At 44.7% G+C, this 24,246-nt stretch carries 18 protein-coding genes; 8 read left to right on the forward strand and 10 right to left on the reverse strand.

Annotated elements, in window-relative coordinates; translation table 11 throughout:
• Window positions 1-29 precede the first annotated feature (29 nt).
• Window positions 30-893: a fructosamine kinase family protein gene (locus NOS7524_RS13750; protein WP_015139082.1), complete on the forward strand. Its 864-nt coding sequence runs from the start codon at window positions 30-32 to the stop codon at window positions 891-893.
• A gap of 98 nt (window positions 894-991) precedes the next feature.
• Here NOS7524_RS13750 and NOS7524_RS13755 read toward each other — a convergent pair whose 3' ends face one another.
• The 4 genes from NOS7524_RS13755 to NOS7524_RS30960 all read right to left on the reverse strand — a co-directional run bounded on the left by NOS7524_RS13755 (window position 992) and on the right by NOS7524_RS30960 (window position 5,926).
• Window positions 992-3,037: a hypothetical protein gene (locus NOS7524_RS13755; RefSeq protein WP_015139083.1), complete on the reverse strand. Its 2,046-nt coding sequence runs from the start codon at window positions 3,035-3,037 to the stop codon at window positions 992-994.
• 151 nt (window positions 3,038-3,188) lie between these two features.
• Window positions 3,189-4,094 carry an Hsp33 family molecular chaperone HslO gene (gene hslO, locus NOS7524_RS13760; protein ID WP_015139084.1) on the reverse strand — a complete coding sequence of 302 codons (906 nt, stop codon included), beginning with the start codon at window positions 4,092-4,094 and terminating at the stop codon, window positions 3,189-3,191.
• Between the two features lie 99 nt (window positions 4,095-4,193).
• Complete coding sequence (locus NOS7524_RS13765; protein WP_041555321.1) at window positions 4,194-5,426, reverse strand: sensor histidine kinase; 1,233 nt, start codon at window positions 5,424-5,426, stop codon at window positions 4,194-4,196.
• A 377-nt stretch (window positions 5,427-5,803) separates the two neighbouring features.
• Window positions 5,804-5,926 (reverse strand): hypothetical protein, encoded by a 123-nt coding sequence (locus NOS7524_RS30960; protein WP_268741961.1) that lies wholly within the window; start codon window positions 5,924-5,926, stop codon window positions 5,804-5,806.
• A gap of 64 nt (window positions 5,927-5,990) precedes the next feature.
• Between NOS7524_RS30960 and NOS7524_RS13770 the strand changes: the two genes are divergently transcribed.
• Window positions 5,991-6,383 carry a hypothetical protein gene (locus NOS7524_RS13770; protein WP_015139085.1) on the forward strand — a complete coding sequence of 131 codons (393 nt, stop codon included), beginning with the start codon at window positions 5,991-5,993 and terminating at the stop codon, window positions 6,381-6,383.
• Here the strand turns inward: NOS7524_RS13770 and NOS7524_RS30045 are convergent, their stop codons facing one another.
• The 3 genes from NOS7524_RS30045 to hisD form a co-directional block, all read right to left on the reverse strand.
• Window positions 6,384-6,539 carry a hypothetical protein gene (locus tag NOS7524_RS30045; protein WP_171815375.1) on the reverse strand — a complete coding sequence of 52 codons (156 nt, stop codon included), beginning with the start codon at window positions 6,537-6,539 and terminating at the stop codon, window positions 6,384-6,386.
• Window positions 6,540-6,623: 84 nt separating this feature from the next.
• Entirely contained in the window at window positions 6,624-7,049 is a 426-nt protein-coding gene (locus NOS7524_RS13775) for a universal stress protein (protein ID WP_015139086.1), read from the reverse strand.
• A 223-nt stretch (window positions 7,050-7,272) separates the two neighbouring features.
• Window positions 7,273-8,574 carry a histidinol dehydrogenase gene (hisD, locus tag NOS7524_RS13780; RefSeq protein ID WP_015139087.1) on the reverse strand — a complete coding sequence of 434 codons (1,302 nt, stop codon included), beginning with the start codon at window positions 8,572-8,574 and terminating at the stop codon, window positions 7,273-7,275.
• A gap of 665 nt (window positions 8,575-9,239) precedes the next feature.
• On the opposite strand from hisD, the gene rpsT reads away from it, so the two are divergent.
• From rpsT to rpoB, 3 genes are all read left to right on the forward strand, one after another.
• On the forward strand, window positions 9,240-9,533 hold the full coding sequence (rpsT, locus tag NOS7524_RS13785) for a 30S ribosomal protein S20 (RefSeq protein WP_015139089.1): 294 nt from the start codon (window positions 9,240-9,242) through the stop codon (window positions 9,531-9,533).
• A gap of 70 nt (window positions 9,534-9,603) precedes the next feature.
• Window positions 9,604-10,389: a TatD family hydrolase gene (locus NOS7524_RS13790; protein WP_041555323.1), complete on the forward strand. Its 786-nt coding sequence runs from the start codon at window positions 9,604-9,606 to the stop codon at window positions 10,387-10,389.
• Window positions 10,390-11,116: 727 nt separating this feature from the next.
• Window positions 11,117-14,416, forward strand: a complete 3,300-nt coding sequence (gene rpoB, locus NOS7524_RS13795) for a DNA-directed RNA polymerase subunit beta (protein WP_015139091.1) — start codon at window positions 11,117-11,119, stop codon at window positions 14,414-14,416.
• Between the two features lie 2 nt (window positions 14,417-14,418).
• On the opposite strand, the gene NOS7524_RS29475 is transcribed toward rpoB, so the two are convergent.
• A complete protein-coding gene (locus tag NOS7524_RS29475) occupies window positions 14,419-14,598 on the reverse strand; it encodes a hypothetical protein (RefSeq protein ID WP_015139092.1) in 180 nt (59 codons plus the stop codon).
• Between the two features lie 20 nt (window positions 14,599-14,618).
• On the opposite strand from NOS7524_RS29475, the gene NOS7524_RS30965 reads away from it, so the two are divergent.
• The 3 genes from NOS7524_RS30965 (at window position 14,619) to NOS7524_RS13810 (ending at window position 22,459) form a co-directional block, all read left to right on the forward strand.
• Window positions 14,619-16,496, forward strand: a complete 1,878-nt coding sequence (locus NOS7524_RS30965) for a DNA-directed RNA polymerase subunit gamma (RefSeq protein WP_015139093.1) — start codon at window positions 14,619-14,621, stop codon at window positions 16,494-16,496.
• Window positions 16,497-16,588: 92 nt separating this feature from the next.
• Window positions 16,589-20,635, forward strand: a complete 4,047-nt coding sequence (locus NOS7524_RS13805) for a DNA-directed RNA polymerase subunit beta'' (RefSeq protein ID WP_015139094.1) — start codon at window positions 16,589-16,591, stop codon at window positions 20,633-20,635.
• A gap of 234 nt (window positions 20,636-20,869) precedes the next feature.
• Window positions 20,870-22,459, forward strand: a complete 1,590-nt coding sequence (locus NOS7524_RS13810; protein WP_015139095.1) for a glycoside hydrolase family 57 protein — start codon at window positions 20,870-20,872, stop codon at window positions 22,457-22,459.
• 226 nt (window positions 22,460-22,685) lie between these two features.
• On the opposite strand, the gene NOS7524_RS13815 is transcribed toward NOS7524_RS13810, so the two are convergent.
• Together NOS7524_RS13815 and petA are read right to left on the reverse strand one after the other, a co-directional pair.
• Window positions 22,686-22,913: a photosystem II protein, Psb35-related gene (locus tag NOS7524_RS13815; protein ID WP_015139096.1), complete on the reverse strand. Its 228-nt coding sequence runs from the start codon at window positions 22,911-22,913 to the stop codon at window positions 22,686-22,688.
• A gap of 268 nt (window positions 22,914-23,181) precedes the next feature.
• Window positions 23,182-24,183: a cytochrome f gene (gene petA, locus NOS7524_RS13820; RefSeq protein WP_015139097.1), complete on the reverse strand. Its 1,002-nt coding sequence runs from the start codon at window positions 24,181-24,183 to the stop codon at window positions 23,182-23,184.
• Window positions 24,184-24,246 lie beyond the last annotated feature (63 nt).

The following is a 24,246-nucleotide window of genomic DNA, read 5'->3' on the forward strand; positions in this document are numbered from 1 at the left end:
TTTGAATTTTGAATTTTGAATTTTTTAAAATGTGGACTGAAATCGATGCCCATATTAGCCGAGTCACTGGCGAAAAATTTCACAGTCAACAGAGGCGATCGGTTAGTGGTGGTTGTATTAACCAAGGTTATTCTGTCTCTGATGGTAAAATAACGTACTTTGTCAAGCTCAACCAAGCGTCTCAAGTCTCCATGTTTGAGGCAGAGATGCTGGGATTACAGCAGATGTACGATACTCACACAATTCGCGTACCGCAACCGATATGCTGGGGGATAGCCGGTAACTCTGGTTACATTGCTCTGGAATGGTTGGAAATGGGAGGCGGTAACAACAAATCCTGGGCAGAAATGGGACGCAAGTTAGCAGGAATGCACAAAGCCACCAGCAAAAAAGGTTTCGGCTGGGAGATGAATAACACTATCGGTTCTACACCCCAAATCAACACTTGGACAACAGACTGGGTAGATTTTTATACTAAGTATCGTCTAGGTTATCAGTTCCAATTAGCCAGAAGACGGGGCGGTAATTTTCCTAAACAAGATGATTTACTAGCAGCTATTCCTGATTTATTAGCAGATCATCAAGTCCAACCTTCCCTAGTACATGGTGATTTGTGGGGTGGTAACGCTGGGTGTACTGTTGCTGGCGAACCAGTAATATTTGATCCAGCAACTTATTTTGGCGATCGCGAAGTCGATATCGCCATGACAGAATTGTTTGGTGGGTTTCCCGCAGCTTTTTACCAAGGTTATAACGAAGTTTGGCCTTTAGGTGCAGGCTACGAAAATCGCAAAACGTTGTATAACCTGTACCACATTTTAAATCACTTCAATTTATTTGGAGGTGGTTACGCTTCTCAGGCAAATCGTATGATTGAGCAGATTTTGCCATAATTTCCTGTTCACGCTCAGATGAGCTATTGCTTTCCCCTCTGTGACTGTGCGTGATCTAAAAATTAATCAAGAGACGCGAAATTTCGCGTCTCTCAAAACTACTGCTCATTAATTACAGTTGACGGCTGAAATTGCTGTGGTGGTTCAGGGTTGAGCAACTGCTGCCATATCTTAATTTGCTCTTGTGCTGCACTGTAAGCAGAGCTACTGCGTGGGACTAAGCGAGCTGTTTCAATGGCTCTAGCAATATCAGAGCTACCTTGCGAACGGGCAGTATCTAATATTTGCTGGCTCCATTGGTCAATAGCAATATTTGCATCCATACGCAAGATACTGCTGTTCGGTACATTATCAGCTAATCGTATTGCTTGGAGCAAAGCTTCCGGTGTGCCAGCAATTGCTACTTCCTTGGCTCGTCTCCAGTTTTCTCTAGCACGAATTTGGGCTTCCCATTCTGCTATGGCTGCTTGCGCTTCTCCAGAGAGCGATCGTCCAGAAGATGCAATTGGTCTAGCTGCATTAATTGCAGCTGCTAAATCTCCAGTTTGAGCTAAATCTCTTGCCTGATCTAAGAAAGGTTGGTCTTGGATGCGCTCTACCCTACCTACCCAAGTCCGAATTCTGCGGCGTGCTTCGGGATATAATGCCCGACCCTGACGAATTTGACTAGCTTCGGCGATCGCGGCCTGCAAAGAATTAATATCTCCCAAGAACGCTATTTGTTCAGCTCTTTCTAGGTAAGGTCGGTCTTCAATCGTTTCTACCTGAGCTTGCCAACGATTGATATCTTGTCTAGCTTCCGAGCCACGGGGATTGCTAGTAGGCACCATCTGTGCTTCGGCGATCGCGGCTGTTAAATCGTTGATTGTGCCTCGACTAGCCAGTGTTCTGGCTTTTTCTAGACGGGCAACATCTTCAATTTCCAACTGCCATTGCGTAATTAGTTGTTGGGCTTTGTCATAGACTGGCCGTGATGGATCAATTTGTTGTGCCTGGGTAATTGCTGATTCTAAACCTGCTACATTACCTATCCACGCACTCCTTTGGGCATCAGCCAAGGCAATGAAGTCTTCTACTTCTGCCTGTAATCCCGTAATTTCGGGAATTTGTCTGGCAATGTCTAGAGCTGTATCGGCATCGCGCTCATCCATTTTCGCTTGCGCCAAATCCAGCATTTTCCGTCCGTATGCCGGAATTAGTTCTTGAGCTTTTTGATGTAGGTAGCTCTTGTTGCCAATTGATTGAGCTATCTTGATTGCTTCTAGTAAATTATCTACTACCTTACTCTTGGCTAGTCTTTCGGCTTGGGCTAGCTTATCAACGTCTTCTTTTGATGAGGTAATAATGCCGTGCAATTGGTCATATTTGGTCGTCGCCCAATATTGATTATCTACACGCAACAATTTAGCTGCTACCATAAACGCCGATTGCCAACGTTTTTGTCGTAGCTCTTCTTCTGCGTCCTTGTATATACCGTCTGCTTTAGCCCAAATTGTTTCCCATTTGGTAATTTGCTCATCTACCAATTTATAAGTTGGCAAGTCTTGGGGTATTTTGCGAGCCGTGGCGATCGCCTCTTCTAAATTCCCTGATTGAAAATTTTGGTCAGCCAGCTTCAAAATATCCCGTGACCATTCCTCTAAAAAACGTTCTATTTCTCCCCGCAATGGGTGGTCTGATGGCAGTTGTCTTACTAAGGCGATCGCTTGCAACAGGTCATTAACTGTCTGTTTAGAGGCTGCCAGTTGAGCGCAATGTAGCCGCACAGAAGCACTTGCCAGAGGCCAAAAAATTGCCGGGCAATTAGGTGCAGACGGTAACTTCAAAAGCATTGCCGTTGCCATAAATGCCACACTGCCAGGGATGAGCGTTAACAATAAAGCCCATCCTATCCAACTTTTCATCCAGCGTGGCAACTTATTTGCACCGTTACTGAGTATATTATTTGCTTCTGATTGACTGTTAATAGGTAATCCTTCGGTATTATTATCTGTTCGCTGCTTCACTGAATTAGAGGAACCAGTCGCTGGGACACCAGACCCGTGGGGTTCACCAAAATTTTGCGTTGGGGAGAATCCTGCCGCATCATCTGGATTTCTTCCTCTGGTTGGATGCCAACTTTCTGGGATATCCCGCTCTGTCATCTCTCACACCACAATAAGGGAATAGCGATCTGTTTTAGAATGATAATTCTATTTTTGCCATAGTAACTTTCTCATAATTAAAAAGCTACTTGTTACATTATCCTTCCCACAGATAACATTAATAATTAGCAGATTCAGCTACCTTTTATACCTATCCAGAAACAGAAGATTCTGCTTGCAAATCAACAATGAGTTGAGCTAAATGATCGCTGCTGGCCTGATATACTCTGCCACAAAAGTCACAGGTTGCTTCAGCTCCATCATCTTTCACAATCATGTCTTGTAATTCCGCCTCTCCCAACATCTTTAATGCTCCTAACACCCGATCAAAAGAGCATCCACAGTGGAAGCGTAAAATTTGGCTTTCTGGGAAAATATTTAAACCCATGTCGCCTAGTAAATCATGAAAGATTTCTGGCAAAGTCTTACCAGCTTGCAATAACGGCGTGAAACCAGATAAAGCTGCTACCCGCGATTCTAATTTCGCCACTAATTCTTCATCTCTGGCGGCTTTCGGCAATACCTGCACCAACAACCCACCGGATGCTGTTACTCCACCAGCACCGACGAACACACCTAATACCAATGCAGAAGGTGTTTGCTCCGAATTGACGAGGTAGTGAGCTACATCATCACCAATTTCCCCAGAAATCAGTTCTACTGTACTAGAGTAGGGGTAGCCGTAACCGATATCTCTGACTACGTAGAGGTAGCCATTACCCACAGCACCACCAACATCTAGTTTGCCCTTAGCATTAGGAGGCAATTCCACAGAGGGATTACCCACATAACCCCGGACTGTGCCATCTAAACCAGCATCCACTAAGATGCCACCCAAAGGCCCATCACCCTTAACCCGGACATTAACCCTAGATCCAGGCCTCTTCATACTGGAAGCCATCAACAAACCTGCTGCCATTGTCCGCCCTAGAGCCGCCGTTGCTACGTAAGAAAGCTGGTGGCGTTGCCGTGCCTCTTCTGTCAAACGCGTGGTGATCGCACCTACTGCACGAATTCCACCGTCGGCTGCTGTGGCGCGAATTAATTGATCCGCCATGAAAACCTTACCAATAATAATGTCTCAACAAAGGCCCTTGCTCTTCAGCGTCGGGTTTCAAGTAATATCTAGTATAACAAAACTTAACTTATACAAAAGTTACGTAAGTGTTATTTGCTGAATCGGAAGTCTAATATCGATTTCAGTTCCCTGGTTAGCAATGGAAGTACATTTGATAGAGCCACCATGTTGCTCAACGATAATTTGATGGCTAATAGACAAACCTAAACCAGTTCCTTGACCAACGGGCTTAGTAGTAAAAAAAGGTTGGAAAATGCTGCGGCAAATCTCTTCACTCATGCCACAACCATTATCAGAGATTGTGATATTAATTTGATTATCCTCAGACTGAAATGTACGAATCCAAATAGTTGGTGTTTCTTCTGTAGTTTGTCCGAGAATTGCTGTTTTTTGAATCAAGGCATCGATAGCATTATTAATTAAATTTAGAAATACTTGGTTTAAAAAACGAGGATTACAGAAAATATGAGGAATTTTTCCGTATTTTTTAATCACTGAAATAGGTTGGCTATTACTAGCACAACATTTAAGCCGATGCTGCAAAATTACGAGTGTACTATCAATACCTTGATGGATGTCAGCTTTTTTATAGTCAGCTTCATTCAAACGTGAGAAATTTGATAGGGATTCTACAATCTCCATAATCCGAATTGTGCCAACCTGCATTGAGTTCAGCAGCTTTGGCAAGTCGCTCTGGATAAACTTCAGTTCACTGTTAGCAAGAGCATTAACGATTTTGAGATCTGGATTCGGATATACAGCAGCATAATTAGCTAGCAGGTTGAGTAAGTCTTGGGTATACTGACGAAGATATTCTAAATTGCCATGAATAAAACTCACCGGATTATTAATTTCGTGAGCAACTCCAGCCACCATCGTTCCCAAGGCTAACATAGTTTCCCGTTGAATTAATTGCATTTGAGCTTGCTGAGTTTGTTTTAATTGAAATAAAGCTGACTCTGCATTTTCTTTTGCTGTACGGTATTTTTCTTTGACTATAAATAGTCTTTGCAGTGTTTGGTAGTAGATAGTAACGCTAAAAAATACGAATAATGCTCCGAAAAAGAAAACCATGCCAGTGAGCAATGGTATCCATTCAATTAGCCTAGCAATTGTTAAATAGATACATAACGAATAACCACCCAGAAAAAAAATCATTAGCAAAAACATGATTCGCCAACTTAGTTGCTCTGGTTTTGTATTGAATAATTTGAGAATTTTCTGCGTCCTAAGAATGGATAGCCCCATGATTCCAGCACCAAGAGTAATCATGGTGACAATAAAATACAGAAAAGTTGAAGAACTTAGCATAGCCTTGAGCCGAAATAGACTTAAAAAACGGCAAGATCATCTGTAGGTTCTACCCACTAAAATCTTAATTCACGTAAAAACAAGAGAAATAGTTGTAGTAGATTTCGTTTTTAATAAAACTGATTATTTTGCTGTAAATAATAAGTTACTACCTTTTTCAATGAAAATTTTATTTATAGATGCTTTTTATCAAAATTTTATTGAATTCCATGCTATATAAAGCCAGATTTTACGAATAGAACCTACTATATAAAGTTTTTAATTTAAACTCGAAAGATGATCATCATATATTCAAGAAAATAGAAATTATTTATAAGTGATAATGCTGAATTGGAATTAACAGATAATCTAAATCTTTTTTGGCATTAGCAATTGTATTAAAAGGGAATAGGGAATAGGGAAAAGACTGGTTTTGGACGATCGCGGTAGCGTGCCGTAGGCAAAGTTACTGTTGCCTGTTGCCTGTTCCCTAACCCGAAGGGGTTGGTGACGTTTTCCATGTCTATTGTTGTTTACCCATGATTTAGGATTACTATAGAAACTTCTTTTATTGAGCTTCTACAAATGCTAGGTAATTTTCAACACAGCCAACTGCGAATCGAAATAGAAGCATCAGCTAGCGCCATTCATGATAGTCTCTTACGAACTGAGAAGCTGGAAAAATGGCTGATAGGGCAAAGATTTGCACCAGGAATACCAGATGAACTAACCACAGGAGTAGAGTTTACTACCTGGACTGGAGCGATCGCTATTCATCATCGGGTAGATGTCGCCAAAGCCAACTGTCTACGGTTGTTACTTAGTGGCGGGATTGATGGATTTCATGAATGGTATTGGGGAGACGGTTGGGTGCAATCTCGAATTGAAGGTATATCACTACTACCCCTCAATTTAGGACAAACCATCAGTTTATTGAGTTTACGTCAGTTTCTTGCTGAGTCTCATAGCAAGGTTTAATTACTGCTCATCACCCGCAGAAAATACTTGCTCGACTTTTAATTGTAAGTCTGGAAAAGTAGAAGATTGAATGCGTTCTGCACCAACAAATTCCGCAGGTTCGTACAAATCCTCAATTAAGGTAAATTTATGAGCGACTACCGGAGTTTTAGTCATGAGTTATTAGTCATTAGTCAACAGTCATTAGTTAAGGGAAATGGAATTTTTTCCCTTGTCTCACCTACACCCCTACACCCGATTTTAACTAGGCTTGACTACCAACACAGAACAAGCCGCCTCTTCTACCACTTGATTACTTACAGAACCCAAGACAATCCGTGTCATACCTGTTAAACCACGACTGCCAATAATAATTAAATCTGTTTTGTGAATATTAGCCAAACGAATAATTTCTTCAGATGGTTCACCAGCAACCAGTTCTATTTCACTTTGAACTGATAACTGTTCCTGAAAAGATTGCAATTGTTTTTCTATATGGAAAGAGGAAAATCGAGAAGATTCAGGTTGAGGCCGATCAGCTGGCAGTTCTGTTTCTGACTCGGCTGTGGGAAACACATGACAGAGTATAACTTTAGTTTCTGGGGACAAAACCAAACTATCTAAAGTCTCAATGACTCGTGTGGCGATTTCTGAACCATCTATAGCTACCAAAATAGTTTTGAGCATTGCTGTTGCCTCTTCAGATGTAGATCCCTGATATCAGGAAGTGATATGGATAAGCTTATTGGCAGCTATACCAACAGTTTCTCAGAAAATGACCGAGTTTACATGGTAGAGACTTTGCTGTACAAAGCTTTCCGACCTTGAGGCGACAGCTGCCTAGACTTTTAGTTTGATACCACTGAGTATTTTTTTTCCAAAACTATAGGAAAAAATTAAGCATTCTTAATCACTCTTCTTGCTGAATTCGGCGGCGTACTGAATCAGCATGAGAAGGTAAGCCTTCAGCCGTTGCTAATGCGTCAATTGCACCTGCTACTTTTTGCAATGCTGTGGGTGAATATTGAATGATATTAGAATGCTTGAGAAAAGTTTCCACTCCTAAAGCTGAAGCATAGCGAGCCGCACCGGAAGTAGGTAAAGTGTGGTTGGGACCGGCTATATAATCCCCTACAGCTTCCGGTGTGGAATAACCCAGGAATATCGCCCCAGCATGACGAATGTTTGGCAGTAATGCCCAAGGGTCTTTAATTTCTAATTCTAGGTGTTCCGGTGCGAATTCGTTGGAGAGTTCGGCAGCTGCTTCTAAAGATTCCACCAAGACAATTAAGCCGTAGTGAGCGATCGCTTTTTCGGTATCGATCCGCCGTGGGTGATCTACTAATTGTCTTTCTACAGCGACTTGCACATTTTTGGCTAAAGCGGGATCTGTAGTTAACAAAATCGCCGCCGCCATTGGATCATGTTCCGCTTGCGCCAATAAATCCGTTGCCACATGGACAGGATTGGCTGTTTCATCGGCAATGATCAATACTTCACTGGGGCCTGCTAAACAATCAATACCCACAGTGCCGTAAACTAACTTTTTCGCTAGGGTGACGTAGATATTGCCTGGCCCGGTAATCACATCTACCTTGGGAATTGTTTCTGTACCATAAGCTAAAGCGGCGATCGCTTGCGCTCCCCCGACGCGATAAATTTCTTTGATTCCCGCCTCTTGCGCCGCTACTAAAACTGCGGGGTTAATGACTTTATTGGCTCCTGGTGGAGTTACCATAATTACACGCGGTACACCAGCTACCTTGGCCGGAATGGCATTCATCAGTACCGTACTTGGATAGGCAGCACGGCCGCCAGGGATATACAAACCCGCTTTGTCTACGGGATTATAGCGTTTACCTAACACTACATCATCATCGCCAAAGTGTACCCAGCTTTTGGGGACTCGCTGACGATGAAAGGCTTCAATTTGGCCACAAGCCAGCCGAATCGCCGCCAATAGTTCCTGAGATACCTGTTGATAAGCTGCATCCAGTTCCGAACCTTTGACACGCAGTTCTTCCGGCTTGAGGTTTTGATTGTCAAATTCGGCAGTATAATGTAGCACAGCTTTATCGCCTTGGCGTTTGACTGCTTGCAACACTTCCCGCACTGTGGCTTCTTTATGAAGCACTGGTTCGTCACTGGTGCGATCGCAGATACGTTTTAGTTCTGCTTTAACGTCTGCCTGCTGAGTAATGATTCGCAGCATGGAGTAAGGACAATGCCAAAATTTTAGAATATACCGCCTCAGAATTAGTTCTGCTGTTTACCCACGGGGTACAAAGCCAACGCTAATTCTCCTCTCTAGCTTAACCTGGATTTTTTTGATACTCCCAAGACATCCAGCACTTGATTTGCTTGAGGAGGCGATTTAATTACTCATGCCGATTTGCCTAGTTGGCTGTGGGCAGAGAAGAGGAGTACCAATCCCTACTACCCTTAAACCACTACACAATCTCTCTGGGAGCATAGCCGATGCTGATACACATCCAGGTTGGCCCAATCCAGAAACTAACTTTAGAAGTTGAGTATAATTTGTACTGATTTTTTACTTGACTGTGAGCTAATTTCCTGAATTCTAGCTATTTGCAGCCTTTGTCTTTTCACAATACATCCTGATTAGGGGACGTACTCCATGACTGATGTATTTAGATCAGGTTTTGCAGAAATTCAGATGGCTATTTTTATGATTAAAGTTTCTTATGATAGCGTTTTTTCTCAGGTTTAGTAAATACCTAAAAAATTAGGCATCAGTTAAGTTAATGAGCAACCCAACAGTAATTTTTTTTCAGAAACCATAACATTGGCAATCTAGATGCTATATTAGTAAGTCTAGTAGTGTGTGTACATATAATAGTCTTTTTGGAATCGACTGTGGCGAATACAAAGTCTGCTCTCAAGCGCGCCAAAATCGCAGAACGCAATCGGCTGCGTAACAAAACCTACAAATCAGCCGTGAAAACGCTGATTAAAAAATACTTGAATGCGGTAGAAGTCTATGCAGCTAATCCTACCCCGGAATCTCAACAGGAAGTACAAGTAAGACTTTCTGAGGCTTACAGCAAAATTGATAAAGCTGTGAAGCGGGGTGTTCTGCATCCCAACAACGGGGCAAGGAAGAAGTCTAGACTGGCTCACAAGCTCAAGCCACTCACCCAAACAGCATAAGCAGTTAATTAGTCATCAGTCATTAACTAATGACTAATGACTAATAACTAATGACTAATGACTAATGACCATGCAGCTGATTGACACCCACGTACATCTCAATTTTGATGCCTTCCAGGCAGATTTAACAGCAGTGCGATCGCGATGGCAAGAAGCAGGGGTAGTGCGTTTAGTACATTCCTGTGTCGAGCCAAAGGAATTTTCCAGTATACAAACCATAGCCCACCAGTTCCCGGAAATCAGCTTTGCTGTAGGCTTGCATCCATTAGATGCCGCTCAATGGCAAAGTGATACAGGGGAGCAAATATTATCCTTAGCGCGTTCTGACTCTAAGGTAGTAGCAATTGGTGAAATGGGGCTGGATTTTTACAAAGCCGACAATTATCAGCAACAGTGCATGGTATTGGAAGCCCAATTAGCGATCGCCTCTGAACTCAACTTACCCGTAATTATTCACTGTCGAGATGCAGCAGTTGCTTTGAGAGAAATACTCAAAACATGGCAGGAGCGAACAAATCATCAACTCCGGGGTGTAATGCACTGTTGGGGAGGAACACCAGAAGAAACTCAATGGTTTATGGATTTAGGCTTTTATATTAGTTTTAGCGGGACAGTTACCTTTAAAAACGCCAAAGCCATCCAAGCTTCTGCTCAAATGGTGAAAAGCGATCGCCTGCTAGTGGAAACAGACTGTCCATTTTTAGCACCAGTTCCCAAGCGGGGTGAAAAGCGGAATGAGCCTGCCTATGTGCGCTATGTAGCCGAGCAAGTAGCCCAGCTACGAGGAGAGACATTAGAGGCTATTTCCACTCAAACTACCCAAAATGCTTGCGAATTATTCGGTCTAGCACTATAAAGTTTTGCCGATTATCTTCTAGGTTGCATCAAAAAATCAAAAGCTAGGAGGAAAAAAATATGCTAAGATTAATCCCTCCAAAACATTTTGTGTGCGTCATAATGATAAATAAAGGAACTGAGAACTCCTAAACTTGATTTTGTACAGTTATCAACTTGACCATCCTCACATCTCTACAAACGGATGCTCTCAATGTTATAAAAAACCTCACAAACAACATTGAGATAAACTTTGACCACAACCACCTGCCTTGTATTTAACCTATAGAAAATTGTTAAAAGAAATTGTCTTGTGATCACAATCCAGAACAATCAAGCCATTTTGACCCATAACCTCCCAACTAAGGCTCATTTTCCCCATTTCAGGCTATCACCATGAGTATCTCTGGTGTGTGCAGACGATTTTAGGAGCTGCGTCAATTTAGTTAACGCACTTTTGGGAGGGGAAGTGAGGCAGACAAACCAAATTCAGGCATATCTCAAACTACTGCTGTTGAGGAATCAATCAAATAGCTGGATAGTAGCAGCTTTTGCTGGGTTTCAGGGGCTATTACCCCCTTGTCAAAATCGCCCTCTCCAGATTCAATTGCTGCGTTTACCCACACTTGTAGATCATCGGGTGACATTGAAGGAGAAGTTCCCACACGGCTAAGGACACTGGCTAGCGACAGGAACAGTACCCCATCTGTGTCCGTGAAAAATTTAACCAGGTTGACAAAGGTAGAGGCATGACTAGCGAAAATTACATTGAACCCGCCTTTCTATTGCCCGACTTGATTGAAATCCAGCGTTCCAGCTTTCGCTGGTTTTTAGAAGAAGGGCTAATCGAAGAACTTAACTCCTTTAGTCCTATTACAGACTATACCGGCAAATTAGAACTGCATTTTTTAGGACAAAACTACAAACTCAAGGAGCCAAAGTACAGCGTTGAAGAAGCCAAACGCCGGGATAGTACCTATGCTGTACAAATGTATGTCCCCACCCGTCTGCTGAATAAAGAAACTGGGGATATTAAAGAGCAAGAAGTATTTATTGGTGATCTACCTTTGATGACCGATCGCGGTACCTTTATCATTAACGGAGCCGAGCGGGTAATTGTCAATCAAATCGTGCGATCGCCTGGAGTTTACTACAAATCAGAAATCGATAAAAACGGACGACGTACCTATTCTGCCAGTTTGATCCCCAACCGGGGGGCATGGCTGAAATTTGAAACAGACCGTAACGATTTAGTGTGGGTACGGATCGATAAAACCCGGAAACTCTCAGCCCAGGTATTACTCAAAGCTTTAGGGTTATCAGATAACGAAATTTTTGATGCTCTGCGCCATCCCGAATATTTCCAGAAAACCATCGAGAAAGAAGGGCAATTTTCTGAAGAAGAAGCCCTCATGGAGTTATATCGCAAACTCCGCCCCGGTGAACCACCCACAGTCCTCGGTGGGCAACAACTTTTAGACTCCCGATTCTTCGACCCCAAACGTTATGACTTGGGTCGTGTTGGTAGATACAAACTTAACAAAAAATTACGCCTATCTGTACCTGAGACGGTGCGGATTCTCACCCCTAGCGATATATTAGCCGCAGTTGATTACCTGATCAACCTGGAATATGACATTGGTAGTATTGACGACATCGACCACTTAGGCAACCGTCGCGTCAGAAGTGTCGGTGAGTTGTTGCAAAACCAAGTCCGAGTAGGATTAAACCGCCTAGAGAGGATCATTCGGGAACGGATGACCGTATCTGACGCGGAAGTCCTCACCCCTGCTTCCCTGGTGAACCCCAAACCCTTGGTAGCAGCCATCAAAGAATTCTTTGGTTCTAGCCAATTAAGTCAGTTCATGGATCAAACCAATCCCCTAGCAGAACTGACCCACAAACGCCGTTTATCAGCCCTTGGCCCTGGCGGTTTGACCCGTGAACGGGCAGGGTTTGCCGTGCGAGATATCCATCCTTCCCACTACGGGCGGATTTGTCCCATTGAAACACCAGAAGGCCCCAACGCTGGTTTGATTGGTTCCTTGGCAACCCACGCCCGCGTTAACCTGTATGGCTTCTTAGAAACTCCCTTTAGACCAGTAGAAAATGGTCGAGTGAGATTTGACCTGCCAGCAGTATACATGACGGCAGATGAAGAAGACGACCTGCGGGTAGCACCTGGAGATACCCAACTAGATGAAAATGGCTACATCCTGGGTCCACAAGTACCTGTACGTTATCGCCAGGATTGGTCTACCACAACCCCTGAGCAGGTAGACTACGTAGCTGTGTCCCCCGTGCAGATTGTATCTGTAGCTACTAGCATGATTCCCTTCTTGGAACATGACGACGCTAACCGCGCCCTCATGGGTTCCAATATGCAACGGCAAGCAGTCCCCCTACTCAAACCAGAGCGGCCATTGGTAGGTACAGGCTTAGAAGCCCAAGGTGCTAGAGACTCTGGGATGGTGATTATCTCCCGGACGGATGGGGATGTCACCTATGTAGATGCCACAGAAATTCGTGTCCGTCCTAAACCCAATGCCCCAGAAATTAAGTACACGATTTCCAAATACCAGCGTTCTAACCAGGATACCTGTCTCAACCAAAAGCCCCTCGTGCGGATGGGTGAACGTGTAGTGGCAGGTCAGGTATTAGCTGATGGTTCCTCTACTGAAGGGGGCGAATTGGCCCTGGGACAAAATATCGTCGTTGCTTATATGCCGTGGGAAGGCTACAACTACGAAGACGCAATTTTGATTTCCGAGCGCCTGGTACAAGATGACATTTACACCTCAATTCACATTGAAAAATATGAAATTGAGGCACGCCAGACCAAACTCGGACCAGAAGAAATCACCAGAGAAATTCCCAACGTCGGGGAAGATGCCTTACGTCAGTTAGATGAACAGGGGATCATTCGCATTGGGGCGTGGGTAGAAGCTGGAGACATCTTAGTAGGTAAAGTCACACCCAAAGGAGAATCTGACCAACCCCCAGAAGAAAAGCTGTTGCGGGCGATTTTCGGGGAAAAAGCACGGGATGTGAGAGATAATTCCCTGCGCGTCCCTAACGGTGAAAAAGGGCGGGTAGTTGACGTGCGTCTATTTACCCGTGAACAGGGTGATGAATTACCACCAGGTGCCAACATGGTAGTCCGGGTATATGTTGCCCAAAAACGGAAAATCCAAGTTGGAGACAAAATGGCAGGTCGCCACGGGAATAAAGGGATTATTTCTCGCATATTGCCGATAGAAGATATGCCTTATCTGCCCGATGGCGCACCTGTAGATATCGTGCTGAATCCCCTGGGTGTACCTAGCCGGATGAACGTCGGACAAGTATTTGAGTGTCTGTTAGGTTGGGCTGGTTACAACTTAGGTGTGCGGTTTAAGATTACCCCCTTTGATGAAATGTATGGGGAAGAATCATCTCGAAAAATTGTGCATGGCAAATTGCAAGAAGCACGGGATGAAACCGGTCGCAACTGGGTGTATAACCCCGATGACTCTGGCAAAATCATGGTGTTTGATGGTCGGACTGGAGAACCATTCGACCGACCAGTTACAGTAGGTGTCGCTTATATGTTGAAGCTGGTACACCTAGTAGACGATAAGATTCACGCTCGTTCTACAGGACCATACTCCTTAGTAACGCAGCAACCCTTGGGTGGTAAAGCGCAACAAGGTGGTCAGCGATTTGGGGAAATGGAAGTGTGGGCATTGGAAGCCTTTGGTGCAGCGTACACCTTGCAAGAGTTGCTGACAGTGAAATCCGACGATATGCAGGGACGAAACGAAGCATTAAATGCGATCGTTAAAGGTAAGGCGATTCCCAGACCCGGTACACCAGAGTCCTTCAAAGTATTGATGCGAGAACTGCAATCCTTGGGTTTAGATATTGCTGTCCATAAGGTAGAAACCCAAGCCGATGGTAGTTCCTTAGATGTGGAAGTTGATTTGATGGCAGACCAAGCCAACAGAAGAACACCACCTCGACCAACCTACGAATCGCTTTCCCGTGAATCATTGGAAGACGACGAATAAATTTAGGGACTGGGGACTGGTGAGCCAGCGCGGTCTTGGGGGTTTCCCCCATGTTGGCGTAAGCCTTCCCGTAAGGGTGCGACTGGCGAACCCGAAGGGGGACTAGGAAATAATCCCCAGTAACCAATACCGAGTACCCAATACCCACTCCCCAAGGTTCTAAAACTAAATACATTCATCATTTAAAACTCAACACCTAAGTATGAGACCCGCCCAAACTAATCAGTTTGACTACGTAAAAATCGGCTTGGCATCACCTGAACGGATTCGCCAATGGGGTGAAAGGACATTACCCAATGGTCAGGTAGTCGGTGAAGTTACCAAACCAGAGACAATTAACTACCGCACACTCAAGCCGGAGATGGATGGCTTATTTTGTGAGCGCATCTTTGGCCCTGCTAAAGATTGGGAATGTCACTGTGGTAAGTATAAAAGAGTACGCCACAGAGGGATCGTGTGTGAGCGTTGTGGCGTAGAAGTCACCGAGTCGCGGGTGCGCCGCCATCGAATGGGATATATTAAACTCGCCGCCCCAGTGGCTCACGTTTGGTATCTCAAAGGGATTCCTAGCTATATCTCCATCCTGCTGGATATGCCTTTGCGGGATGTAGAGCAGATTGTATATTTCAACTCTTATGTTGTTCTTAGTCCTGGCAATGCAGAAACTTTAACCTATAAACAGCTACTGAGTGAAGATCAGTGGTTGGAAATTGAAGATCAAATTTACAGCGAAGATTCTCAATTGCAAGGCGTAGAGGTAGGTATTGGTGCTGAGGCACTATTGCGCCTGCTGGCTGATATCAATCTAGAGCAAGAAGCTGAAAGCCTACGGGAAGAAATTGGCTCTGCCAAAGGACAAAAACGGGCAAAACTGATCAAACGCCTGCGGGTGATAGATAACTTCATCGCTACCGGTTCTAAGCCGGAGTGGATGGTAATGACTGTTATCCCTGTGATTCCTCCAGATTTGCGCCCAATGGTGCAGCTCGATGGTGGACGGTTTGCTACCAGCGATTTGAATGATTTATATCGCCGCGTCATTAATCGGAATAATCGTCTAGCACGACTGCAAGAAATTCTGGCACCAGAAATTATTGTGCGGAACGAAAAGCGGATGCTGCAAGAAGCTGTAGACGCACTCATTGACAACGGTCGTCGGGGACGTACCGTAGTTGGGGCAAACAACCGACCCCTGAAGTCTTTATCTGACATTATTGAGGGTAAGCAAGGACGTTTCCGGCAAAACTTGTTGGGTAAACGGGTTGACTACTCTGGACGTTCCGTCATTGTGGTAGGGCCAAAGCTGAAGATTCACCAGTGCGGTTTGCCAAGGGAAATGGCAATTGAGCTATTTCAACCGTTTGTGATTAATCGCCTAATTCGCAGTGGCATGGTGAATAACATCAAAGCTGCGAAAAAGTTGATATCACGGAATGACCCCAGTGTGTGGGATGTCTTGGAAGAAGTGATTGAAGGACACCCCGTTATGCTCAACCGTGCGCCAACACTGCACCGCTTGGGTATTCAGGCTTTTGAGCCGATTTTGGTGGAAGGTAGAGCGATTCAACTACATCCTTTGGTGTGTCCAGCGTTTAACGCTGACTTTGATGGCGACCAAATGGCGGTACACGTACCCCTGTCATTGGAAAGTCAAGCAGAAGCAAGACTATTGATGTTGGCCTCTAACAACATTTTGTCACCAGCCACGGGTAGACCGATTATCACCCCTAGCCAAGACATGGTTTTGGGGGCATATTATCTGACTGCGGAAAATCCTGGTGCTGTAAAAGGAGCAGGTAGATATTTTGCTTCGCTGGATGACGTAATTATGGCTTTCCAACAAGAGCAAATTGACTTACACGCCTATGTATACGTGCGGTTTGACGGGGAAGTTGAAACAGACAAACCTGATATAGATCCCCTAGAAGTTATAAACAACGAAGATGGTAGCCGGACTGTAATTTACAAGTTCCGCCGAGTCAGAGAAGACGCTCAGGGAAATTTAATTTCTCAGTATATCCGTACAACAGCAGGTCGCGTTATTTACAATAAAGCGATTCAAGAAGCACTAGCAAGTTAGGGAGTAGGGAATAGGGAGTAGGAAATATCACCACTCACTACTCCCCATTCACCACTCCCCACTCCCTACCATTGACTAAGGACTAATGACTAATGACTAACGAAAAGATGATTTTTCGCAATCGCATCGTTGACAAAGGTCAACTGAGAAATTTGATTTCTTGGGCATTTACCCACTATGGAACGGCGCGAACCGCAGTAATGGCGGATAAATTGAAAGATTTAGGGTTTCGCTATGCTACCAGAGCGGGGGTTTCTATCAGCGTTGATGACTTGATGGTACCACCAACGAAGCGGAGTCTGTTGGAGTCAGCCGAGGAAGAAATTCGCGCTACCGAGGCTCGTTACCAAAGGGGTGAAATTACGGAAGTAGAACGCTTCCAAAAGGTAATTGATACCTGGAATGGTACCAGTGAAGCCCTCAAAGATGAAGTAGTCACCCACTTTAAACAGACTAATCCCCTCAACTCTGTATACATGATGGCGTTTTCTGGGGCGCGGGGTAATATCTCCCAAGTACGTCAGTTGGTAGGGATGCGGGGACTGATGGCAGATCCCCAAGGGGAAATTATTGACTTACCTATCAAAACTAACTTCCGTGAAGGACTGACTGTCACCGAGTACATTATTTCCTCTTACGGTGCGCGCAAAGGGTTGGTAGACACCGCTTTACGTACCGCCGACTCTGGTTATCTCACCCGTCGTCTAGTTGACGTATCCCAGGATGTGATCATTCGGGAAATTGATTGTGGTACTACTAGAGGGATTCCCCTACGGGCGATGACTGAAGGTAGCAAAACCCTAATCAAGTTGTCTACACGCTTGTTAGGACGGGTAGTAGGAGAAGATGTGATTCATCCTACTACTAAGGAAGTAATTGCACCGCGCAATACCCCAATTTCTGATGACTTAGCTAAAGAAATTGAAAAGGCTGGGGTGACAGAAGTCGTAGTGCGATCGCCTCTTACCTGTGAAGCTGCCCGTTCAGTATGTCAACATTGCTACGGCTGGAGTTTAGCCCACGCCAAAATGGTAGATTTGGGGGAAGCGGTAGGGATTATCGCTGCCCAAAGTATTGGGGAACCTGGAACCCAGCTCACCATGCGGACATTCCACACTGGGGGTGTATTCACAGGGGAAGTCGCCCAACAAGTACGTTCCAAAATCGATGGTACTGTCAAGCTACCTCGCAAACTGCGGACAAGACCCCATCGTACCCGTCACGGTGAAGATGCCTTGTATGTCGAGAGCAACGGGACTTTGATTCTAGAACCCCGTAAAGATGGGGCAGAAACTCCAGTTCCCCAAGAAATTAATGTTACCCAAGGTTCAACATTATATATAGTTGATGGGCAGCAGGTAAAAGTGGGTCAGTTACTGGCCGAGGTTGCCCTCGGTGGACGCACCACCCGTGCCAACACAGAAAAAGCTGTAAAAGATGTGGCATCTGACTTAGCTGGTGAAGTTAAATTTGCTGAGGTAGTTCCGGAACAAAAAACCGATCGTCAAGGCAACACCACCACTACAGCCGCACGGGGTGGTTTGATTTGGATTTTGTCTGGGGAGGTTTATAACTTACCACCAGGGGCAGAATTGGTGGTCAAGAACGGCGACTCCGTAGCAACTAACGGCGTGTTGGCGGAAACCAAATTAACTACCTTACATGGTGGTGTAGTCCGTTTACCAGAGGCTACCCCAGGCAAGAGTACCAGGGAAATTGAAATTATTACGGCTTCTGTGGTTTTAGACCAAGCCACAGTTACCGTCCAAAGTTCCCAAGGGCGCAACAACTACCTCATCACCACAGGTAATAACCAAGTATTTAACTTGCGGACTACTCCAGGCACAAAAGTTCAGAATGGTCAAGTAGTAGCTGAGTTAATTGATGACCGCTATCGTACCACCACAGGTGGATTGCTCAAGTTTGCTGGTGTAGAAGTCCAGAAAAAAGGCAAAGCCAAACTAGGTTACGAAGTGGTGCAGGGAGGTACACTGTTATGGATTCCCGAAGAAACCCACGAAGTCAACAAAGATATCTCCTTGTTGTTGGTAGAAGATGGTCAGTATGTCGAAGCTGGTACTGAAGTTGTTAAAGACATTTTCTGCCAAAACAATGGTGTAGTTGAAGTCACCCAGAAAAACGACATTTTGCGGGAAGTTGTGGTTAAGCCTGGGGAACTGCTGATGGTAGATGATCCAGAAGCAGTAATCGGTAAAGATGACACCATCCTCCCCGCAGGTGAAGAATTATTGGGACGAGTCTTCAATGAACTGCGTTATATCCAGTATGTGGAATCACCAGAAGGCCCAGCATTGTTAAGCCGTCCCGTGGTAGAGTTTGCTGTACCTACTAATCCTGATGTACCATCTACTACATCTGTCAGCCAACAAACCGGACGTTCAATTCAAATGCGGGCAGTACAGCGACTGCCTTACAAAGATTCTGAACGTGTCAAGTCTGTGGAAGGTGTAGAACTGCTACGTACCCAATTAGTTTTGGAAATTGAGCAGGAAGGTGAACAAGAACATAATGCTTCACCTCTAGCCGCAGATATTGAATTAGTACCGGATGCTGAAAATCCAGACATTCAACGCTTACAGTTGGTAATTTTGGAGTCCTTGGTGATTCGGCGCGATATTGCTGCTGATGCGACTCAAGGCAGTACCCAAACCAGTCTGGAGGTAAAAGACGGAGACACTATCGCACCTGGTGCTGTGGTAGCACGTACCCAAATCTTGTCTAAAGAAGGTGGGATTGTGCGGGGCGTACAAAAGGGTACTGAAGCAGTGCGTCGTTGTTTAGTGCTGCGCCACAATGACATGGTAACGCTGAATGCTACCGCCCAACCCACCGTCAAAGCAGGTGACTTAATTGTTGCAGGTGCAGCAATTGCTCCTGGTGTCTTCGCTGAGGAATCTGGCCAAGTTGTGTCAGTGAAAAATGCTAATGCGGCATCTGCTGGTAGTGAATCAGCACTCAGCGTCCAAAATTACTCAGTCACAATCCGTGTTGGTCGTCCCTACCGAGTTAGTCCTGGTGCAGTGTTACAGATAGAGGACGGCGACTTGGTACAACGGGGCGATAACTTGGTACTGTTGGTATTTGAAAGAGCCAAAACCGGAGACATCATTCAAGGTTTGCCCCGGATTGAAGAACTATTAGAAGCCCGGAAACCCAAAGAAGCTTGTATTCTGACAAAACGGGGCGGGGAAGTTAAGGTTGTTTACGGTGATGGTGATGAAGCGATCGCAATCAAGGTCGTAGAATCAAATGGCGTAGTCACCGACTACCCACTTGGCCCTGGTCAAAACCTCATCGTACCTGATGGCTATCATGTATCAGCCGGTCAACCAGTCACTGATGGGCCTTCTAATCCCCACGAAATTCTGGAAATCTTCTTCAGTTTGGGTTCAGAAGAAGGAGTTTATGCCTGTGCCAGCCATGCCTTACAAAAAGTACAGACATTCTTAGTGAATGAAGTACAGATGGTATATCAATCTCAAGGCATTGACATTGCCGACAAGCACATCGAAGTGATTGTACGCCAAATGACCAACAAAGTGCGGATTGATGATGGTGGTGACACTACTATGCTTCCCGGCGAGTTGGTGGAATTGCGCCAAGTTGAGCAGGTGAATGAAGCTATGGCTATTACTGGCGGTGCGAGAGCGCAATATACTCCAGTATTGTTAGGGATTACCAAAGCATCCTTGAACACTGACAGCTTTATTTCTGCGGCATCCTTCCAAGAAACAACACGGGTTCTCACGGAAGCAGCCATTGAAGGTAAATCCGATTGGTTGCGTGGTTTGAAAGAAAACGTGATTATCGGACGTTTGATTCCGGCTGGTACTGGTTACAACACCTATGATGAACCCGGTATGATCGAAGATTATGCAACTCTGGATACCACCAGTGTCTTAGATGAAACCGATGATCCACTGGATATGGTGTTAGATGACCGCACAGCTCGCGCCTACAATTTAGATGCTCCTACTTTGACAGAAAGCGGATTTGGTAATCGGCGGTCAATTTTAGATGACGACGAGTTGATTGCAGATGAAGTTCATGACCTCGTAGATGAAGACGAAGGTGATGATTACGAGGAAGATGACGAAGACGATTACGATGATGATTAATACCAAAAAGTAAGAGTGAAAATTTCCAGGGCAGAAGAATTAATTCTTTTGCCTTTTTTTTGACTACAGATTGGTAAAAAGCTTGTACTCTAAGACCAAAAACATTATTACCTGCGGGTGGGTAAATATTTTCTAGAGATTATCCGACTATCACGATCCCCAGAAGGTCTTAAAATATTGTTAATTTCCCCCAACTCCCTAGACCTTCAAATCACAAGTATCACCCAAAACACTATGGCTATTGGCTACGTCGCGCTTGTACTCCACGCCCACCTGCCTTTCGTTCGTCACCCAGAAAGTGACTATGTACTGGAAGAAGAATGGCTGTATGAAGCTATTACCGAAACATACATTCCCTTACTGAAAGTATTTGAAGGCTTAAAACGAGACGGCATCGACTTTAAAATCACCATGAGTATGACACCGCCGCTTGTGTCGATGCTCCGTGATCCTTTGTTACAAGAACGTTATGATGCCCACTTAGCCAAACTAGAAGAACTAGCGGAACTGGAAGCCGAACGGAATGTCCACAACGGGCATATTCGTTACCTAGCCGAACACTACGCCACTGAGTTTAACGAAGCGCGTCAGATGTGGGAACGCTACAACGGTGATTTGGTGACGGCTTTTAAACAGTTCCAAGATACTAACAACCTGGAAATTATCACCTGTGGTGCAACTCACGGTTATTTGCCGTTGATGAAAATGTATCCGCAAGCTGTGTGGGCGCAAATTCAGGTAGCTTGCGAACACTACGAACAAACTTTTGGTCGTCCACCCAAAGGTATTTGGTTGCCAGAATGCGCCTACTATGAAGGTTTAGAGCGAATGCTGGCAGATGCCGGGTTGCGTTATTTCCTGACTGATGGGCATGGTATTCTTTATGCACGTCCTCGTCCCCGCTTCGGTACTTACGCCCCGATTTTTACAGAAACTGGTGTGGCGGCTTTTGGTCGGGATCATGAATCTTCACAACAGGTATGGTCTTCTGAGGTGGGCTATCCCGGTGCGGCAGAATATCGGGAATTTTATAAAGATTTGGGCTGGGAAGCTGAGTATGAGTATATCAAGCCCTACATTATGCCCAACGGTCAACGTAAAAATACGGGGATTAAGTATCACAAAATTACTGGACGGGGATTAGGTCTATCAGATAAGGCACTCTATGACCCATATTGGGCAAAAGAAAAGACAGCAGAACACGCTGCTAACTTTATGTATAACCGCGAACGTCAGGTAGAGCATCTCTACGGCATTATGCAGCGTCCGCCAATTATTGTTTCGCCCTACGATGCTGAGTTATTTGGGCATTGGTGGTATGAAGGCCCTTGGTTTATTGATTACCTGTTCCGCAAGTCATGGTATGACCAAGGAACCTATAACATGACTCACTTGGCTGATTATTTACGGGCAGAACCTACTCAACAAGTGTGTCGTCCTTCCCAATCAAGTTGGGGTTACAAGGGTTTCCATGAGTATTGGTTAAACGAAACCAACGCCTGGATTTACCCACATTTGCACAAAGCTGCTGAACGTATGATTGAAATTTCTCATCTGGAACCAGAGGATGAATTAAGCTGGAAGGCACTCAACCAAGCAGCGCGGGAATTATTATTGGCACAATCTTCAGACTGGGCGTTTATTATGCGGACAGGAACAATGGTTCCTTATGCTGTGAGACGGACGCGATCGCACCTCATGCGCTTTAATAAGCTGTACGAGGATGTGAAAATCGGCAAAATTGATAGCGGTTGGTTAGAAAAAGTGGAATTAATGGATAATATCTTCCCTAACATTAACTATCGGGTTTATCGCCCTTTGTAGTCAGTGGTGTTAGCGGTAGGGGGGCGTTTAGTCGGTGCTGAGTAGTGAGTAAAAATATTTATTTGTAGCACAGCAAGGCATGAGATGACTGTTTCCAATTCTCCAACAGTTCACAAGCCAGAATATAACTATTTTGACTTCTTCTACTTCTAGTAGTTTAAAAGCAAAACCCCCAAGTTTCGTGCTGGGGGTTTTGTCGTTATGGAGTTAACTAGCATTTTAACTGTTATCGAGGCAAAGTCTGGCTAGTATAAGCATCCATTGCATAGGCTGGGGTGCGATCGCTGTAATCTATTTCCATGCCAGTAATAGACTTAGCCAACTTTTCAAAAGACTCTGAACGCCAGTTACGCTCATGAATTGGCTTTTTCTGCTCTCCTAGGAAGTAAGCTAGAGAACCTAAAACAGAAGCGGCAACCCAACCTAAAACTAACACTGCAAATAATATAGTCATGGCAAACCTCTTTTTTATACTTTTGTAACTTTATGTAAATAAATATAACTTTATTGCAACAAAGTTTGCAATATACTCTGAGGTGTGTATACCGATCTGGCAGGTAGGGTATTTCCTACCGTCGCCATCATATTTAATATGGTTCAGTAGAGACGTTGCATTGCAAAGTCTCTATAAGCGTTATTGTTTTGGCACATTATCTTATGGTTATAAAAAATAAAAAAGACAGGCTATTGCCTGCCTTGGATGTATTGATTTAGCAGAGAATTTAGAAATTCATTTCAGCAGCTTGGACTTTTTCCACCTGCTTCTTCTTGAGAACTAGCATTACTTGAGCTAACATTACCAGCGCAATGAAAGCAATCAGCCAGCCAACTCTGTTGGCATCTTGCAACACGATTTCTGCATCTTGTTGACCGAAGCCACCAACGTTGGGATTATTGGTCAAAGCATCGCCAGCTGTCACAGCTTGCCCTTCCGAAACAATCAATTCTGGGCCTGCGGGAATGGTATCACTTACCACTTCACCAGATTCAGTTTTGATGTCTACTAGATATTTAACGCTACCGGTTTCATCTTCTTCTTTAGCAATCTTGCTAATTGTGCCTGTAGCGGCAGCACTATATACGTTGTTGTTGCTCTTTTCGCCTGTAGGATAAACTTGTCCACGGCCTCGGTTACCACCTACATGAACTGAATATTTACCGAAGTGGATGCTTTTATCGTTGGCAGGGTTGGGAGAAAGAACTGGGAAGACAATTTCCTGATATTGTTCGCCAGGTAAGGGGCCAACGATGACGATGTTCTCTTTATCTTCGCCGTAGGGTTGGAAGTAAACATCGCCAACCTCTTCCTTCATTTCTTCAGGAATGCGGTCTGCGGGTGCAATTTTGAAGCCTTCAGGCAACATTAACACAGCACCAACGTTTAAGCCGACTTTAGAACCGTCAGCGCCTACTTGTTGCACGCTGGTGTCGTAGGGAATTTTAACGACGGCTTTAAATACTTGATCAGGTAGTACGGATTGGGGAACTTCTACTTCTGTGGGCTTGGCTGCTAAGTGGCAGTTAGCGCACACGATTCTGCCTGTAGGTTCGCGGGGGGTTTCTGGGTAAGTTTGCTGCGCCCAGAAAGGATAAGCAGCAGCCGATTGGGGCAGGGCTAGATCGCTGGTAAAGAAAATAGTTACAGTAGCGATCGCTATGAGCAATGCTTTCATCATCGCTCTAACACTGCGAGTTAACCTCGCTGTTACACAAGCATTTCTCATCTCTATAAGGGCAACGATTAATTTAGTCAAGAGCAATAGTCAAGAGTCAATAGTCAAGAGTCA

This window comes from Nostoc sp. PCC 7524 (genome assembly GCF_000316645.1).
GTDB lineage: Bacteria > Cyanobacteriota > Cyanobacteriia > Cyanobacteriales > Nostocaceae > Trichormus.